Below are 15,228 nucleotides of genomic sequence, written 5' to 3'. Positions count from 1 at the left end.
TCAAGTGCCATTTATAACACTTGCCAAAGATCTGGAAGCCAGTACAAGTTGTTGTTAACTTTTGTTCGCTGTTATTATTTGAGCCAAACCTGTTAAAACGCAGGTGTTTACTTACCCATCTTATTGCTCACCAATTTATCGGGAGAATTTTTATGAATTGCCGTTTTGTTCTTACTGCTTCTGCTCTTGCTATTCTGCTTTCAGGGTGTGCATTTGGTGGTAAGAGTGAACAAGCGGCACCCGAAAAGCAGACGAAAACCTATACATCGGCACCTTCGACATTGGCAATCCCACCCAGTGGAAATTCGCCGAGTGGAAATTCAAACGAAGTTATCAATCAGAATGTTACCGGGACTGTGAATGAAACAGATGGTGGTCTGAGCATCAGTGACCAACCCGTAACGAACAGTTATCCTTATGGTTCTGCAGAACCATCCTCTACGCCTGCACAAGCCCCGGATCAAACCCCGGCACAAGGACAACCGATTATTAAGGCGCCTGATGGCAAGCTGTATTCTGCTGAAACGCCGAAAACAGAAGTTGATTATGAAAATGATGTCGCATCCTGCCATTATTATGCGAAAGGTCTTGTCGCGCATGATGCGCGAATTGAAGATGATCGCGGAGGCAGTTTTGGGGACAGTCATGGTGGGGGGACATCATCCATCTTAAATCTTCGTCAGAGTATTGATAAGAAAGACGTTAAAAAAAGGCAGGCTATTCACTTTAACCGCTGCATGAAGACAAAAGGGTACTATCAGCGTTAAAGATATTTGATGATGTGATTGTAGGTGTTGGTTTTGCTTCATCTTGAATAATAAAATCTTGTTGTCCCGCTAATTCCGGTTATTCTCAGATTGTTGTCTTTATTCTGACATCTTCTCTTTTGATCATCATTATCCCTTTGTTATGGGCGTAACCCATGTTCAATTTTATTTTGACCAATGCCCGGTTCTTGGCCTTTGGCTTTGTGGTGGCTTTTGCATCCAGCTTTGGTCAGACGTTCTATGTTTCTTTGTTCAGTGAAGAAATTCGAACCGATCTGAATTTGTCCCACGGTGATTTTGGTGCCTTCTATTCTTCTGCGACATTGATTAGTGGGTTCGCAGTGATTTGGTTTGGCAAGCAGATCGACCATATGGATTTGCGGGCGTATAGCTATTTGGTGATCTTGGGGTTATGCACAGCTACTTTGGCTTTGGCTTTTATACCATCTGGATTGCCATATTTGACCTTCCCTATTTTCTTTCTGGTTCGATTGTGTGGTCAGGGGCTTATGAGCCACATATCTGTAACCGCGATGGCACGTTATTTTCACGACAATAGAGGGCGTGCTATTTCGATAGCATCATTAGGTCTTTCCCTTGGCGAGGCGAGCTTACCTTTACTGACAATCTGGATGCTGAGTTTGTTGGACTGGCGAGATGTCTGGATTTTGAATGCTGGCTTTTTAGGCTTCATCCTTATGCCTTTGGTTTTTCTTCTCTTGCGCGGGCACAGTGAGAGAGATGCGCGCATGAATGAGCAGATTAAAAGTCAGGCCTTGGCGTCTGCTGGTCGTGATGATCATAAGCAGTGGTCTCGTCGCGATGTTCTGCGGGATAAAGGGTTTTATTTAATGTTGCCCGGTCTGGGAACTTTAGCCTTTATTGTGACAGGTATCTTTTTTCATCAAATTCATATCGTCACCAGTAAGGGGTGGTCTATGGCGTGGTTCGCGGGGAACTTCACGGTCTATGCCGCAATGATCACTATTAGTGCTGTTCTGGCGGGAACCTTAGTCGATCGTTTTGGTGCGTTGAGGTTATTGATTGTCCATATCCCTGTTTTCCTGATTGGGCTGCTTTTCCTAGGGTTATCTCAAGACCTCTATGCGGCGACATTGTTCATGAGCTTTATTGGAATTTCAGTTGGCTTTGGATCTACAGTGACAAGCGCAATTTGGGCCGAAGTTTATGGAACAAGACATATTGGAGCGATAAGGGCAATGGCGATGTCTGTGTCTGTTCTCGCTTCTGCTCTATCTCCTGCTCTTTTTGGGTGGCTATTTGATAGGGATGTCTCGCCCGAAGTTGTCGTGCTCGGGTGCATTGTATGGTGCGTGTTTGCAACATTTTGTCTTTGGTGCGCGCAAAGACAGTTTTTGGCCAGAAGGAAGTTTGCCTAAGAACATGAGCGTTGGTAACGTCTGGGTAGATTAAAGAAAAGGGAGGCTCAAGAGCCTCCCTTCGCTGTTTTGGCTTTAGTTAAAAGCACGTTTCATGAAAGGTAGTTGCGAGAGAACCAAGAGATCTATTGCAAGTACTCCAAGAAGAGTAAGCCCCACCAAAGGAAAAGCCAGAGAGAGAAGGAGCATGATAAACACTGCCCCTTTCCAGAGTGGTAGGTTTTGAGGAAGGGGAGGAGCAACGAGTCTTCCAGCACCTTTGGGGCGACGGATCCACCACATAACAATACCGCTGATACACAGAAAGATCACAGAAAGACAAAACAGGGCGTTAAGGACTGAGTTCCACCATCCCATGTCACCTTGATGAAGGGCAATGCCAACAGCCATTGATTTCGCCATCAGGGAGTAATCCTCATATCCGACTTCGCCAAGGACCTTGCCACTGTATTGATCAACATGGACAGTTCTGTCGCCGGTTGGTGTATCTGTATCCCCGTCCATAGAGTCTGCAGATATAGTGTAAACACCGGTTGGTGACCCGGGGAGATTGATACGGAATTGTGTGTCAAAGCCAATACCACGGGCCAGAACAACCATAGAATTCAAGTTGATTGCGTATCCTTCTGGAATGCCTACTGTCCCCGCGTCCGAACCGGACAATGGCATTTTAGTCAATTCTAATCCCCAGGGAATTTCTTTGACTGCCCCGTCATTCATCATGCCGTGAACTTCATCAGAAAGAGGAACGTTGTCCCATTTTTCGGCTGGAAATGTACTCCATGGTTGTACAAATTTTCCACCCCATACGCCTGCCCAGGATAAGCCGGAAATCAGGAAGAAAAATAAGATAATTGAAATATAGAAGCCAATGGATACATGAAGCTCTTTCCAGAAAGTACGCCCCTTTTCTGTAAGATCAGGAACAAGGGCACGCCTCAATCCTTTGCCATCACGTGGCCACCATAAATATAGTCCTGTTGCAATCAGGAGGATGGTTAGGCCTGCGGCAATTTCGATCAGACGATCACCAAGATCACCAATTAATAGGCTGGCATGAATGTCACTGGCAAAATAGAACCAGGTAGAATCTTTTTCCACTGACCCAACAATTTGGGCTGTATAAGGGTCGACGGAAACGATTGTTTTTACACCATCAAGCTTGATGGTGAAAAGGCTGGTACGATCGGCTGCGGGTGGCGGCATATATTGAGCAATAACACTGTTCGGGTAGGCGTTAGAAACTGCTTTGAGTTGCTCTGTCGGTAGCACCATTTCCGCTTGTGGTGTTACATAAAGCTTTTCACCGAAACGGGTTTCAATGGAATTGAAATACACCATGATCAAACCAGTTACGGCAAGTACCAGAAGAAACGGTATGACATATAGGCCCGCGTAAAAATGCCAACGCCAGGCGGCGCGATAGAATTTTTGAGATAGTGTTGTGGATGAAACGTCTGTGCCATGATCGTTCATGGACGGGTTATCTGCTGTCATATTTGACATGACAAACTCCTGAGTATTCTCATTGTACGAGATAATTATTCTTGAGTGTTAACGCTTGGAGAGGTTCATAAGAAAAAGCTTATGAAGTGCCTTTTGCACAACAGCTCTTATGCGTGTTGCTCCATAGTCAACTGTTGATAAATTTATTACTTAGGAGAAGATAGGCGGTGCCCGTGACCCATAGGCCAGATGTCTTTGAAGTTCTGCTAAATGGCGGTCTGAAATTCTGTTCGTAGATGCTTTTGATAATACGGCGAGTTCTACTGGTTTGTTGAACGTGGCTAGATGCTGATCGGCATGGAGCGAAAACGCACAGTTTGATCCGCTTTTAACCTCTTTTTTTTCTTCTGCGGGAACTGATATTTCTTTAATGCCTTCGGGGGTGCAGATAACCAGGGTAAGAGTATCGCCCGCAAAACTGGTCATCATCCCTTGTGGAATCAATGAGACAGCAAGGAACTGTAGTAAAAGCACAAGCTTTACTATTTTTCTGATTGCTGTAGCTGGTTGCCAGTTCATTGATAGTCCCTTGCTTATTCTGCTTATAGTCAAGATTTAGGTGACTGGACAATGTTAAATTTATCGCAATTTAGAGAAGGTTGTTGTTCCTATGGTGCATTCTTTGTAGCCTACAAAGGGTTTTGTGCTGGTTTTCGGGGTGCAATTTTATCTCTTAATTATTTACCATTTTATTTGTTGTAAGGATTAAAACTGTTATGAGCTGGAAGATATATTTATCGGGTGAAATTCATACAAATTGGCGTGAAGAGATTGAACAACAGGTACAAGAGTTAAACTTGCCTGTGGAAATCTCTGCGCCTGTAACCGACCACGCATCTTCTGATGATTGCGGTGTCGCTATCCTCGGGGCAGAAGATGATAAATTCTGGCATGATCATAAAGGTGCAAAAGTAAACGCAATTCGCACCCGTACGCTCATAGAAAAATCCGATGTCGTTGTTGTTTGCTTTGGCGAGAAATATAAACAATGGAACGCAGCTTTTGATGCGGGATACGCATCTGCACTGGGAAAGCCGTTGATCATCATGCACGGACCGGACCACCAACATGCTTTGAAAGAAGTTGATGCTGCGGCGCTTGCTGTGACCAGAACGCCCGAAGAAGTTGTGAAGGTTTTAAAATATGTAATCCGAGGGGAACTTTGATCCAATAACTTGTTGATTATAACGAAGAGAGCTTAAGCAATACTATGGAACGTATATACACGGCATGTCTGGTCATCATTGGGAATGAAATTCTTTCGGGAAGAACTCAGGATTCAAATCTTTCTTTTCTTGGTGAAAAGCTGAATGAAATCGGGATCAGAATGGAAGAGGCCAGAATTGTCCCTGATATTCCAGAGCGTATAATGCACACGGTAAATGAAGTGCGAAGTGCTTTTGATTATGTTTTTACGACAGGTGGTATTGGTCCTACACATGATGACATAACATCGCAGTGTGTTGCAGATGCTTTTGATGTTCCTTTGATCCTTCATCCCGATGCACATAAAGCTATGCTAGCTTTTTATGGCGAAGATCAGTTAACTGAAGCACGCCTGCGTATGGCACATGTACCTCAAGGGGCCAGCCTCATTGAAAATGATATCTCTGTTGCGCCGGGATACCAGATCGAAAATGTTTTTGTTCTGGCTGGCGTCCCGAAGATCATGCAATCCATGTTTTCAAAACTATCGCCGGGGCTGACGGGGGGAAGACCCATGATTTCACGGACTTTGACGTCTCATGCTAAGGAGGGAGAAATTGCCAAAGACCTTGGTGATATTCAGAAAAAATACCCTGATGTTGATGTCGGTAGCTATCCATTTATGGGACGAGGAGGTACGGGTGTGCGCATTGTGATGCGATCAACAAATGAAGATCTATTGACGCAATGTGAAAAAGACGTTGATGTTGTTCTTAACAGCTATACGTGACCTGCCGAAGTGACGGTGACTTTTCTTTGTAGTATTGAGCATAAGTGGTTTTATCGGCAGTTATAAAGAAGAATAAAAGGGTATTTTCCCGAATTATACTTAAGCATATTAACCATAAATATTACTTTAATGCATCAATATTATTGCGCTATTTGCCTTTGGTTTGTTTATTCTCTTGTAATTTTTCCATACTTGGTTCATTTTGAATTATATGGGATTTTATGGAAATGCAATGAAGTCGACGGGGGATCGATAGAAATGCAAGATGCATTAAAGGCAAGTGTAGAAGAGCGTCGCGGTAAGGCGCGTATTGGGGCCGCGTTGAGCGGGAGCTTAAAGTTTGGTCCTGAGCTATCTACGAGCTGTGAAGTTGTGGATGTGTCAGTTACTGGCGTCAAAGTGCAACTCGCAGACACTGTTCCGTTGAATAGTGAAGTTACGCTTATTCTGCCGGGGTCTGTTCATTTTGGCGGTGAAGTAATGTGGCGTCACGGGCTTCAAGTTGGATTAAAATTTAGAAATTCACCTGAAAAAATAGCAGAACGGTTGTCCGGTTTTCTTAATAGCGATGACATGCGGGTGTTGCATAGTTAACCGTTAACGACGGACCGTGATTAAAAAAGCTCTTCGTATTGTGAAGAGCTTTTTTTGTTAGCTTGCTATCGAGGAGCTCGTGGCCATTTTGTCTTGGTCGAATTCCACAACGAGTTGATCCCAAAAAATGAGAGCTTCCGGCAGAGTCATTGTCCCGTATGCTTCCATAAAGCGTTCAGCTAGGGGTAAAAACGCTGCTTTGTCTTTCTTTTGCCAGACATTCAGATGCCAACGCTCACCCGATGATGCGATGCCGTCGCCTGTTGCAAAGCCCAGGGCTGTAATTTCTTTTTCGTCGATTAACAAATTGAAGCGAACAAGGTCATACTCGCCTGTCTCATAAAAAAGAATACGGTCGATATCTGTTGTCGATAGAGATTCTGCGATCAGCACGGTTGCCTGCTTTCCGGGGCTTGGGATGAGTACAGGATAGCTTTCTTTTGCTTCCTTTTCGCATTGATACCCGAGGAGTACGCCTTGCTTGAGGTTTTGAACGTCAATCTTTTTGCCCAAAACAATTTCAAGGACATCTTGATCCATCAGCGAGCCAAAGAAGAAAAGTGGTAAGGTGTTGTCATGCATCTTGAAGCTCGGGCGTTCTGGTGTTCTGGAGATTTGTGTTTAATAAAGCTCTCTTTGAAAGAATGAAACAAAGCAAAATTTCAAAGGAGAGCAAAATCATGTTCTAGCAACGGTCTCTTCTCAAAAAAAGAAGAGTGGTGCGGACGGCGGGACTTGAACCCGCACGGCCGAAGCCAACGGATTTTCATACCATCTACAGCTTTCGCTGCCACGCCTTTGGTGTAAACACCGCGCGTTTGTGGTCTGGACTATCCCTTCACCATAACAAGGCCTAACTCACTGATCCTTGTCGTAGGTGCTGCCCGTCTAGTCTCTACACCTTCCCAAATCTTTTTCAAGTCTTGGGCTTGGCTCGGGATTGGCATTATCTTGCGATTTAAGCTTTCCCCGAATTTGAGCAGTTCTACTCTTTGGGTTTCCCCAAAGGCACTCAATTTTTTAAGTCCGTCGTGTCTACCAATTCCACCACGTCCGCACGTGTTGTCTAGGACACTCTGTGAGGAAATCTCTCGCCCGAAAGCAGCTTTGTGTCAATGATTCGTTTTTAGGTTTTTAAAATTTTTTTGATTTTTTCTGAAATGGAGTATGCCTTCACTTAAATGAGCAAGAATATGATTCTGAAACATAAATTAGAAGTACTATCAGCTTTTTTCGTTTTTATTGGGGGGTAACATGATCGGTGCCAATTTCGCCTCTTTCTTTCGCTCTATCCAGGTCGATCTGTACATTGGGTACAAAGTCATCAGCTGTTGCTTCTTCAAGCAGCCATTCCCGGAAAGCCTTGATTTTGGTGATCTCGGACGTGCTTTGCGGGGTGACAACGTAGTATTGATAGGTTGAGGGGGTTCTGGGGCCAAAGGGGCAAACTAATCGGCCTGCTTTTAGGTCGTCATAAGTAAGGGATGTGCGGCCCAACGCGATACCTTGTCCTTCTATCGCTGCCTGTAAGATTAAGCTGGAATCATTGTAACCTGGACCCTTATCCGGATCGATATCTGTAACACCGGCAATATGTAACCATCGCCGCCAGTTAACGGCAAAGGGTTCTTCGCCGACATCGTCATGAAGTAGCGTGTGATACTTCAGGTCATGGGGTGTGCGTAAAGGTAGTGATCCTTTGAGAAGGTGAGGGCTACAGACAACAAGACTCTCGTCTTCCATCATTTTATCAACGCGGCAGCCGGGATATTGCCCTGCGCCAAATCGGATTGCCAAATCCACATCATCGCGAGAGAAATTACTTTTTGTAATGGTTGCCGAAACAAGGATGTCGATTTCAGGGTGCTTTCGGCGAAATTTTGGCAGCCGTGGTAATAGCCATTTTGCGGCAAAAGAAGGCATGACAGAGACTTTAAGGGTGCCACGATCCCCACCATCATAAAGTTTCTGCGTAGTTGATTTAATAATGTCGAAAGCTTCACTGACAGCAGGTAACAGAATCTGCGCCTCATCAGTAAGGATTAGGCGACGGTTCATTCGTCGAAAAAGTTGAATGCCCAAATGGTCTTCGAGTGATTTGATCTGGTGACTGACAGCTGCTTGCGTCACAAAAAGCTCTTGTGCGGCTTTGGTGAAGGAGAGTTGTCTAGCTGCTGCTTCGAACGCGCGCAAGGCATTTAGAGGTGGGAGAGGTCTCAGCATAATTTCACATTATAAAATCTAATCTGATATATGAAATAACATCGTTTGAGATTGAAATCAAACGGTCATATTTTAGCTGTATCAAAGAACACAGAGAACAATTGCCCGTTGAGGCATATTATTTCGGATAAGGAGAACTGTTATGGCAAATGTAACAATGCACAAAAACTATACTTTTGGTCTGTTGCAAAAGAGCAAGCAGGATGTATCTTTTTTGAAGGCCCCAATTGCGAGCGTCATCCAGAAGTTGGTCACATGGCAAGAGCGTTTAAATGAACGTGCCAGCCTTCGTGATGCCGATGCCCATCTGTTACAGGATATGGGAATTACGGCTCAGGCTGCCTACCGTGAAGCATCAAAACCTTTCTGGGTTAACTAAAAAATTACCCTGCCCCGACCGCGCTATCGGGTTCTTCTTTCGAGAAGGTAGCGTACTTTCCTTTTGGAACTTTATAAAGCTCGTTAACTGCTCGCCGACAGCCGTTGACGGGCTTTTGAAGTTTTTGGCTGTGTGTGAATTCAAAGACTGAATGAATGCTTAAAAAGGGGAGGCTGGCAGCTTAGGGAAGAAACTGTTCGCGAATAATGCGTTCTTCCAGATTGTGCTCTTCGTCAAAAAGAAGATTCATATCGACGCTATTGTCCTGACGAACACTGACCCGTTTGACGTGTTTAATTTCGGTGAAGTCAGCCGTTGCAGAAATGGGGCGCTTTTCTGTGTCCAAGGTTCTGAACGTAACTTCTGCCGAAGCTGGAAGAAGGGCGCCTCTCCAACGTCTTGGTCTAAAGGCGCTAATGGGTGTCATAGCAAGCAATGACGCCCCGATAGGAACGATAGGCCCATGAGCAGACAGATTATAAGCTGTGCTGCCCGCAGGTGTTGATAGGATGACACCATCACATACCAATTCCTGCATGCGTTCGATACCATCGATGTCTATGCCTATACTTGCGGCTTGTCGACTATCTCGATGAAGAGAAACCTCATTGATGGCCAGGGCTTCAAATTTTTGACCGCTCACTGTCTCAACGGACATACGCAAGGGATGCAATGTAACCTTCACGGCCCTTTCAATGCGTTGATCGAGCTGATCTTCGTTGTATTTATTCAGAAGAAAGCCAATCGTGCCCCTGTTCATGCCGTATATAGGAATGTCCAACCCTATAAATTGGTGTAATGTTTCCAACATGAACCCGTCTCCACCAAGCGCGACGATCACATCCGCTTCGTCAGGGGAAACAGCTTTGTATTTGTTTTCTAGGCATTCCAATGCATTTGTTGCACGTTCTGTTTCAGAGGCAACAAATGCAACACGTTTTCGGCTCATCGTTTTTTTCTCATGGCAGCCAGCCTTTTCCGTAAAACATTACAAAGATCACTGATATGTATTTCACAAATGATAACAATAGACTGACAGCCACTTGCAGCGCTGTCAAAATGTCTGGTACTGATTGATAAATAAAATATGTATAAGGGGTGTTTATTTTGATCCGTTCATTTTTTCTAGCAATTCTGGCTGTCGTTGGTTTTTGCAGTATTTTAGGGGCTACTGTTCAAGCTGCGGATAGGCATGCTGGATACTATTACCCTGATCCTGTGTACCGGGAAATTTACAAAGCCAGAGCTAAGCAAATTGCAACTGCGCACCGGAAAACTCGTATCGCTTTTGTAACGTCTATCACTCAGCAGAATATGCAACGGGAATTTGCGCCGACAGCAGCAATTTTTGCCAAGGGCAATGATGCAGAGAAGCTCATTATTGTCGGGTTAGAAGATGGACGTTTGGATACAATTTATCGCGCCCGTGCAATCTTTGCGAATATGACGGCAGGGGTTCGAACCCTACCTGTCTTTCAAGAGCTGGGTGTTGAAGATGTTTTTACATTTTTTGATTTGGCAGCAATGATGGGTTTTACCCAGATAACGATTACGAATGGTCGGAACTTTACACACCAAGTTATCCTTCAATAAAATTCGGTTCTTTCATAATTCTGGTAGGTAACAATTAATTTCATGATTGTTCGCGTTTTCCTTCCCTTCGCTATTGGCTATTTCCTCTCGTTTCTTCTGCGTGTCGTGAATGCTGTTATCGCACCTGATCTTGTTGCAGAATTGGATCTGTCTGCCGCAGATTTAGGCCTGTTGACGAGTGCATTTTTCATAACTTTTGCACTTACGCAGTTGCCTTTAGGCGTATTGCTTGACCGTTATGGTCCAAGAAAGGTTGAAAGCGCCTTTTTACTATTAACAGCTGCGGGTGCCCTATTGTTTTCTTGGGCCGAAAATTTTCCGCTTCTTATCTTGGCGCGGGGATTGATCGGCCTCGGCGTTTCTGCCTGTATGATGGCTGCGTTCAAAGCTTATGTCAGTTGGGTTCCGAAAGAACGACTTGCTTTAATTAATGGCTGTCATCTTGCTGCGGGTGGGCTTGGGGCTATCGCGGGAACAGCTCCGGTAGAGTTCCTTTCAGAAATTATGGGCTGGCGAGGTGTTTTTGTTGTCCTTGCCATCATGTCGTTGTGTATTTCTGCTTTGATTTATCTTATAATTCCACGAAGAGGCGAGATCCCAGCAAGTGAGAGTGTTAGCAAGCAAATTAGGGACTACGGCCTTGTTTTTAAAAGCTCGTTTTTCTGGCGTATCATGCCCTTCACGGTAATGTCTCAGGCGGCCTTCTTTTCTCTGCAGGCGTTGTGGTCTGGTCCTTGGTTGCGTGATGTAGCTGGCTTTGATCGCGATATCGTCGGATGGGGTTTAACTCTGATTGCGATTTCTGTTTTTGTCGGATTTCTTGTGGGTGGTATTCTAACTGATTGGTTGCGGCGCCATAATATTAGCCCGATTACTGTCGGGTTTTATGCGATGTTTCTTTGCGTCATACCCCAAGCTTTTTTATTGATCGAAATGAATTCATTTCTGATGGTTAGTATTGTTTGGATGGTTTTTGGTCTGTTAGGGACGGGGGGGTATCTTATCTATCCGGGCTTATCACAATTTTTCCCGGTTCATCTGGCTGGCCGTGTTAATACGGCATTGAACTCTTTTGTGTTTGTCGTTGCTTTTGTCGGGCAATGGGCCGTCGGTGCAGTAATCGAATTATGGCCTGTACAAGCCTCTGGTGGTTATGCTGTCGAAGGATATCAAGCGGGTATTGTTATGCTGCTTGTCGCACAGTTGCTTGGTGTGGGTTGGTATTACCTTTTTCCGCTGATGATGAAAAAAATACCATCAGCTTAACAGGGCTGTAGAAAAGATAAAGGGAACTTGATCGGAGCCTCCCTTTATCTCTTTAGCCGCCTGTAACACTCATGTGTCGAGCAACAGATGGGTCGGCTTCTCGGTCGATGATAAAGTCATGACCTTTGGGCTTTCGGGCAATGGCTTCAAATATTGCCTGTTCTAGCGGCCCGTTTTCATCACTGCTGCGCAAGGGTTCCCGCAAATCCATGGCATCATCTTGCCCGAGGCAGAGATACAAGGTTCCGGTGCAGGTCATTCGAACTCGATTACAGCTTTCACAGAAATTATGGGTCATGGGGGTAATGAAACCGATCTTTCCGCCCGTCTCCTTGACCTCTACATATCGTGCAGGGCCGCCTGTTTTGTGATCACTTTCATTTAGGGTCCAATGCTCCCCTAAAATGGATCGCACTTCCGTTAGAGGCAGGTACTGATCAACACGGTTTTCGTTCCCAATATCGCCCATCGGCATCACTTCGATAAAGGTAATATCAAAGCCTTCGTCGCCGCACCAAGATACAAGGTTGTGTAGTTCATCATCATTTACACCGCGAAGAGCAACGGTATTAATCTTGACTTTTAGCCCGGCTTTTTTGGCCGCCTGTAAACCTTCTAGGACCTGATCAAGCTTTCCCCATCGTGTGATCGCGGCAAACTTATCTTTATTGAGTGTGTCGAGGGAAACATTAATACGTCGCATTCCCGCATCTGCAAGCTGTTGCGAGTACTTTTCCAACTGGCTTCCGTTTGTTGTCAGGGTCATTTCCTTGAGCTGCCCTGATTCCAGGTAAGGTGTCAGGCCATTAAACAGCTTCATAATGTTTTTGCGAACCAGTGGTTCACCACCCGTAAAACGAAGCTTTTTGACGCCTAGGTTGATGAAGGCACCAGAAACTCTTTCCAGCTCTTCAATCGTCAACAGTTCTTTTTTTGGTAAAAAGTTCATGTCTTCAGACATGCAATAAACACAGCGGAAATCACATCTGTCGGTGACCGATATCCGCAGATAATCAACCATACGGCCAAAAGGGTCTATCATTCCGGGGTGACCATCCTGCCTGGGGTGACCATCCTGAATGTTGCCTTGCGTATTGGCCGCAGAAGCCGCGGACGAGACGAGGCCCTTTTGTATGTTTGACGAATTAATCATCAATTATATCTCCTGAGCTTTCAGGTGCTCTGTTTTTATTCCTGAAAATCATCCTACACTTTGGCGCATAGGTCGTTAATTGCAAGTCAATTTAAGTTTCAACTCTATAGTGAAAGCAAAAGGATTGTGCCCTGTCATATATCAAGGTCATATATCAAGGTCACATATTAAGACGCTTTCATTGCGTATAACATAGATCATGTTGTCGATATTCGCTTAATAGCGGTTATACCTGTTCCACCCGTTTCCATTTTTACGCGTTCTGTGATGTGGGAAATTGGCTCTATCAGAACGTCCATAGAGTTTGCTGTAGCATGAATAACGTTCTCTTTATCTAATGCAATAGCAACATGCCCCGGCCAATAGATAAGGTCACCTTCGGTGCATTGTTCGGAGTTTACTGGAAAACCTGCATTTGTTTCTTGGACATAGGTATCCCTGTGTGTGTTGATACCACTGGCGCTTAGGGATACCTGGACCAAACCAGAGCAGTCGATGCCAACAGAAGATTTTCCACCCCAGAAATAGGGGGTTCCCAAAAATTGGTAAGCGACATCTACATGACTTAGGGCTTTAGTTTCAAGTGAACAAATGTGGTCGGTAAAGACCCATCCGCCGCCTTGAATTTGGGTATAGCGCCCTTCTTCTTTTAGGGTGAGAACCGTTGATTCCATTGAAAGCATGTCTATCGGCGGGATTTTCATGTCAGGCTGGGGATAAACATAAGTACGAAGGGATTTTACCCTGTGTGTTGTTTGTCTTACTTCTCGTGACAGGGTGTCAGCGCGTATGTAGCCGACATAGCTGTCTTTGGCGTTTTGAACCCACGCCCAGCCATTTTTTTCTTCATAGACAGTGACTTTCTCGCCGAAAAGCAACTCTGTGTCTTGCCCAGCCTCATCCGCTGGGTGACGCCTGAGGGGAACGATACCCTTTGATACCTGCGCCGCGTAGCCTTTGCTGTATGCAGAAGCCTCAACTTTGTCGCGCAGATATTCAGCAGCGAGGTCTTCTCTCAGCGGATGAAGGCGAGGGTCCAATGTTTGTGACATGATGGCGTCAGGCTTTCTCTATCAGTCTTATTTGATTACAAGCTTGCCACTGTCGAGTAAGTAAATAAAGTACTGTTGTTCCTGTTTTACAGCCCAGAGGTCAAAATGGTGGCAATTTTCTTTGATTTGGATGGAACCCTTACCGATCCAAAAGAAGGTATTACGAAGTCTATTCAGTATGCTTTGGAACAACTTGGCATGGAAAGTCCGTCGCCTGATGATCTGGAATGGTGCATCGGGCCACCTTTGAAGGAATCATTTGATCAGCTGCTTGGCGGTAGATCTTTAAGTGAGGAGGCTATTGTTCTCTATCGAGAGAGGTTTGCAGAAACAGGTCTTTATGAGAATGAGATTTATCCAGAAATCGTTCTTCTTCTTAATAAGCTTAAAGAAAAAGGTTTTCCCCTTTTTGTTGCGACAAGTAAGCCGGAAATCTATGCCACTAAAATAATTGAGCACTTTAATCTTGAAAGCTTTTTCGAGCGGGTTTTTGGCTCTGAATTGAATGGTACGCGTTCTAATAAAACTGATTTACTTGAGTACGCACTTTCAAAAACGGGAAGCCGTCCGTCAAATTCTCTCATGGTTGGAGACAGGAAGCATGATGTTTTGGGGGCGCTAAATAATAAGATGATATCGGTTGGTGTTACCTATGGTTATGGAACTGTCAGTGAATTAAAAGGCGCTGGTGTTCACTACTTTATTGATAAGCCGTTGGACTTTTTGAATGTTGTTGATTCTCTATAATTAAGAAGGTTTGTTTTCTGGTTGACCTTGCCCATAATCTGTTTGATTCGAAAGGGTTTCAATCTGGATTGGTGCTTTGATATGAAGGTCACGTTGGGGGAAGGGAAATTCGACATTCTCTTCTTTGAATTTATCCCAGATTGCCAATAACAATTCGCTCGTTATATTGCCAACTCCGTTCTGTGGATCGGTAATCCAAACCCGTACTTCTAGGTTTACAGAGTTGTCGCCAAAGTTACGTACAAGACAGTTTGCCTTGGGGTTGTCCAGAATGCGTTTGTTCTCTTTCGCGGCTTCTATACAAAGATTAATGGCCTTGTGAAGATCTGAGTTATAGGAAACACCAATTGGTACACGTACTCTGACCCAGCTGTTCGTATAAGACCAGTTTTCAACCCGTTGTGTGATGAACTCTTCATTTGGGATAAGGTGTTCAATGCCGTCCCGGGTAATAACAGAGGCATAGCGAGCACCGAAAGATTTAACCCAGCCATAGGTATCATTAACGGCGATAACATCTCCCGGTTTAATGGATCGATCCATTAACAGGATGATACCGGATACCAAGTTGGAAATAACTTTTTGAAGGCCAAAGCCGATACCAACACCAAG

At 44.7% G+C, this 15,228-nt stretch carries 17 protein-coding genes and 1 tRNA gene; 9 read left to right on the top strand and 9 right to left on the bottom strand.

The genetic code is table 11. The features are described 5' to 3' along the window. Positions 1–152: 152 nt before the first annotated feature. Together Q0241_RS12020 and Q0241_RS12015 are read left to right on the top strand one after the other, a co-directional pair. On the top strand, positions 153–767 hold the full coding sequence (locus Q0241_RS12020; protein ID WP_299377665.1) for a hypothetical protein: 615 nt from the start codon (positions 153–155) through the stop codon (positions 765–767). Positions 768–922: 155 nt separating this feature from the next. Next, positions 923–2,167, top strand: a complete 1,245-nt coding sequence (locus Q0241_RS12015; RefSeq protein WP_299377663.1) for an MFS transporter — start codon at positions 923–925, stop codon at positions 2,165–2,167. 75 nt (positions 2,168–2,242) lie between these two features. On the opposite strand, the gene Q0241_RS12010 is transcribed toward Q0241_RS12015, so the two are convergent. Further along, positions 2,243–3,673, bottom strand: a complete 1,431-nt coding sequence (locus Q0241_RS12010; protein ID WP_299377661.1) for a PepSY domain-containing protein — start codon at positions 3,671–3,673, stop codon at positions 2,243–2,245. Positions 3,674–3,823: 150 nt separating this feature from the next. Continuing rightward, complete coding sequence (locus Q0241_RS12005) at positions 3,824–4,192, bottom strand: hypothetical protein (RefSeq protein WP_299377659.1); 369 nt, start codon at positions 4,190–4,192, stop codon at positions 3,824–3,826. Positions 4,193–4,389: 197 nt separating this feature from the next. On the opposite strand from Q0241_RS12005, the gene Q0241_RS12000 reads away from it, so the two are divergent. The 3 genes from Q0241_RS12000 to Q0241_RS11990 all read left to right on the top strand — a co-directional run bounded on the left by Q0241_RS12000 (position 4,390) and on the right by Q0241_RS11990 (position 6,203). Next, positions 4,390–4,839, top strand: a complete 450-nt coding sequence (locus Q0241_RS12000) for a YtoQ family protein (RefSeq protein WP_299377658.1) — start codon at positions 4,390–4,392, stop codon at positions 4,837–4,839. A gap of 44 nt (positions 4,840–4,883) precedes the next feature. After that, on the top strand, positions 4,884–5,609 hold the full coding sequence (locus Q0241_RS11995) for a molybdopterin-binding protein (RefSeq protein ID WP_299377656.1): 726 nt from the start codon (positions 4,884–4,886) through the stop codon (positions 5,607–5,609). Between the two features lie 258 nt (positions 5,610–5,867). Then, on the top strand, positions 5,868–6,203 hold the full coding sequence (locus Q0241_RS11990; RefSeq protein ID WP_299377654.1) for a PilZ domain-containing protein: 336 nt from the start codon (positions 5,868–5,870) through the stop codon (positions 6,201–6,203). Between the two features lie 57 nt (positions 6,204–6,260). Here the strand turns inward: Q0241_RS11990 and Q0241_RS11985 are convergent, their stop codons facing one another. The 3 genes from Q0241_RS11985 to Q0241_RS11975 form a co-directional block, all read right to left on the bottom strand. Continuing rightward, complete coding sequence (locus tag Q0241_RS11985) at positions 6,261–6,785, bottom strand: gamma-glutamylcyclotransferase family protein (protein WP_299377652.1); 525 nt, start codon at positions 6,783–6,785, stop codon at positions 6,261–6,263. A 135-nt stretch (positions 6,786–6,920) separates the two neighbouring features. Beyond that, positions 6,921–6,991: transfer RNA gene (locus Q0241_RS11980), tRNA-OTHER, on the bottom strand. Between the two features lie 451 nt (positions 6,992–7,442). Continuing rightward, entirely contained in the window at positions 7,443–8,426 is a 984-nt protein-coding gene (locus tag Q0241_RS11975) for a transcriptional regulator GcvA (RefSeq protein WP_299377650.1), read from the bottom strand. A gap of 142 nt (positions 8,427–8,568) precedes the next feature. On the opposite strand from Q0241_RS11975, the gene Q0241_RS11970 reads away from it, so the two are divergent. Continuing rightward, complete coding sequence (locus Q0241_RS11970) at positions 8,569–8,805, top strand: hypothetical protein (protein ID WP_299377648.1); 237 nt, start codon at positions 8,569–8,571, stop codon at positions 8,803–8,805. Between the two features lie 181 nt (positions 8,806–8,986). Here the strand turns inward: Q0241_RS11970 and Q0241_RS11965 are convergent, their stop codons facing one another. Then, the gene (locus Q0241_RS11965) at positions 8,987–9,754 is read right to left on the bottom strand and encodes an NAD kinase (protein WP_299377646.1); all 768 of its coding nucleotides are present in this window, start codon (positions 9,752–9,754) and stop codon (positions 8,987–8,989) included. 158 nt (positions 9,755–9,912) lie between these two features. Here Q0241_RS11965 and Q0241_RS11960 point away from each other — a divergent pair, with 158 nt between their 5' ends. Together Q0241_RS11960 and Q0241_RS11955 are read left to right on the top strand one after the other, a co-directional pair. Beyond that, the gene (locus Q0241_RS11960; protein WP_299377644.1) at positions 9,913–10,398 is read left to right on the top strand and encodes a molybdopterin-guanine dinucleotide biosynthesis protein A; all 486 of its coding nucleotides are present in this window, start codon (positions 9,913–9,915) and stop codon (positions 10,396–10,398) included. A gap of 42 nt (positions 10,399–10,440) precedes the next feature. After that, positions 10,441–11,664 carry an MFS transporter gene (locus Q0241_RS11955; RefSeq protein ID WP_299377642.1) on the top strand — a complete coding sequence of 408 codons (1,224 nt, stop codon included), beginning with the start codon at positions 10,441–10,443 and terminating at the stop codon, positions 11,662–11,664. A gap of 52 nt (positions 11,665–11,716) precedes the next feature. Here Q0241_RS11955 and moaA read toward each other — a convergent pair whose 3' ends face one another. Continuing rightward, the gene (gene moaA, locus Q0241_RS11950) at positions 11,717–12,706 is read right to left on the bottom strand and encodes a GTP 3',8-cyclase MoaA (RefSeq protein ID WP_299377667.1); all 990 of its coding nucleotides are present in this window, start codon (positions 12,704–12,706) and stop codon (positions 11,717–11,719) included. Between the two features lie 308 nt (positions 12,707–13,014). After that, positions 13,015–13,869: an NlpC/P60 family protein gene (locus Q0241_RS11945; RefSeq protein ID WP_299377640.1), complete on the bottom strand. Its 855-nt coding sequence runs from the start codon at positions 13,867–13,869 to the stop codon at positions 13,015–13,017. A gap of 105 nt (positions 13,870–13,974) precedes the next feature. Here Q0241_RS11945 and Q0241_RS11940 point away from each other — a divergent pair, with 105 nt between their 5' ends. After that, entirely contained in the window at positions 13,975–14,616 is a 642-nt protein-coding gene (locus tag Q0241_RS11940) for an HAD family hydrolase (RefSeq protein WP_299377638.1), read from the top strand. Here the strand turns inward: Q0241_RS11940 and Q0241_RS11935 are convergent. Further along, positions 14,617–15,228 (bottom strand): mechanosensitive ion channel domain-containing protein (locus Q0241_RS11935; protein ID WP_299377636.1); only part of this gene is annotated, 612 nt, incomplete at its 5' end.

The sequence above is a fragment of the uncultured Kiloniella sp. genome (genome assembly GCF_937128705.1).
Taxonomy (GTDB): domain Bacteria; phylum Pseudomonadota; class Alphaproteobacteria; order Kiloniellales; family Kiloniellaceae; genus Kiloniella.
This window is presented reverse-complemented; position numbering and strand designations above follow the sequence as displayed.

What these genes read in the sequence shown, in the direction of transcription:
- moaA (WP_299377667.1), bottom strand. Translation starts at nt 12,706, where the DNA reads ATGATAGACCCTTTTGGCCGTATGGTTGATTATCTGCGGATATCGGTC.
- Q0241_RS11940 (WP_299377638.1), top strand. Translation starts at nt 13,975, where the DNA reads ATGGTGGCAATTTTCTTTGATTTGGATGGAACCCTTACCGATCCAAAA.
- Q0241_RS11965 (WP_299377646.1), bottom strand. Translation starts at nt 9,754, where the DNA reads ATGAGCCGAAAACGTGTTGCATTTGTTGCCTCTGAAACAGAACGTGCA.
- Q0241_RS11990 (WP_299377654.1), top strand. Translation starts at nt 5,868, where the DNA reads ATGCAAGATGCATTAAAGGCAAGTGTAGAAGAGCGTCGCGGTAAGGCG.
- Q0241_RS11985 (WP_299377652.1), bottom strand. Translation starts at nt 6,785, where the DNA reads ATGCATGACAACACCTTACCACTTTTCTTCTTTGGCTCGCTGATGGAT.
- Q0241_RS12010 (WP_299377661.1), bottom strand. Translation starts at nt 3,673, where the DNA reads ATGTCAAATATGACAGCAGATAACCCGTCCATGAACGATCATGGCACA.
- Q0241_RS11955 (WP_299377642.1), top strand. Translation starts at nt 10,441, where the DNA reads ATGATTGTTCGCGTTTTCCTTCCCTTCGCTATTGGCTATTTCCTCTCG.
- Q0241_RS11945 (WP_299377640.1), bottom strand. Translation starts at nt 13,869, where the DNA reads ATGTCACAAACATTGGACCCTCGCCTTCATCCGCTGAGAGAAGACCTC.
- Q0241_RS12005 (WP_299377659.1), bottom strand. Translation starts at nt 4,192, where the DNA reads ATGAACTGGCAACCAGCTACAGCAATCAGAAAAATAGTAAAGCTTGTG.
- Q0241_RS12000 (WP_299377658.1), top strand. Translation starts at nt 4,390, where the DNA reads ATGAGCTGGAAGATATATTTATCGGGTGAAATTCATACAAATTGGCGT.
- Q0241_RS11995 (WP_299377656.1), top strand. Translation starts at nt 4,884, where the DNA reads ATGGAACGTATATACACGGCATGTCTGGTCATCATTGGGAATGAAATT.
- Q0241_RS12020 (WP_299377665.1), top strand. Translation starts at nt 153, where the DNA reads ATGAATTGCCGTTTTGTTCTTACTGCTTCTGCTCTTGCTATTCTGCTT.
- Q0241_RS12015 (WP_299377663.1), top strand. Translation starts at nt 923, where the DNA reads ATGTTCAATTTTATTTTGACCAATGCCCGGTTCTTGGCCTTTGGCTTT.
- Q0241_RS11975 (WP_299377650.1), bottom strand. Translation starts at nt 8,426, where the DNA reads ATGCTGAGACCTCTCCCACCTCTAAATGCCTTGCGCGCGTTCGAAGCA.
- Q0241_RS11970 (WP_299377648.1), top strand. Translation starts at nt 8,569, where the DNA reads ATGGCAAATGTAACAATGCACAAAAACTATACTTTTGGTCTGTTGCAA.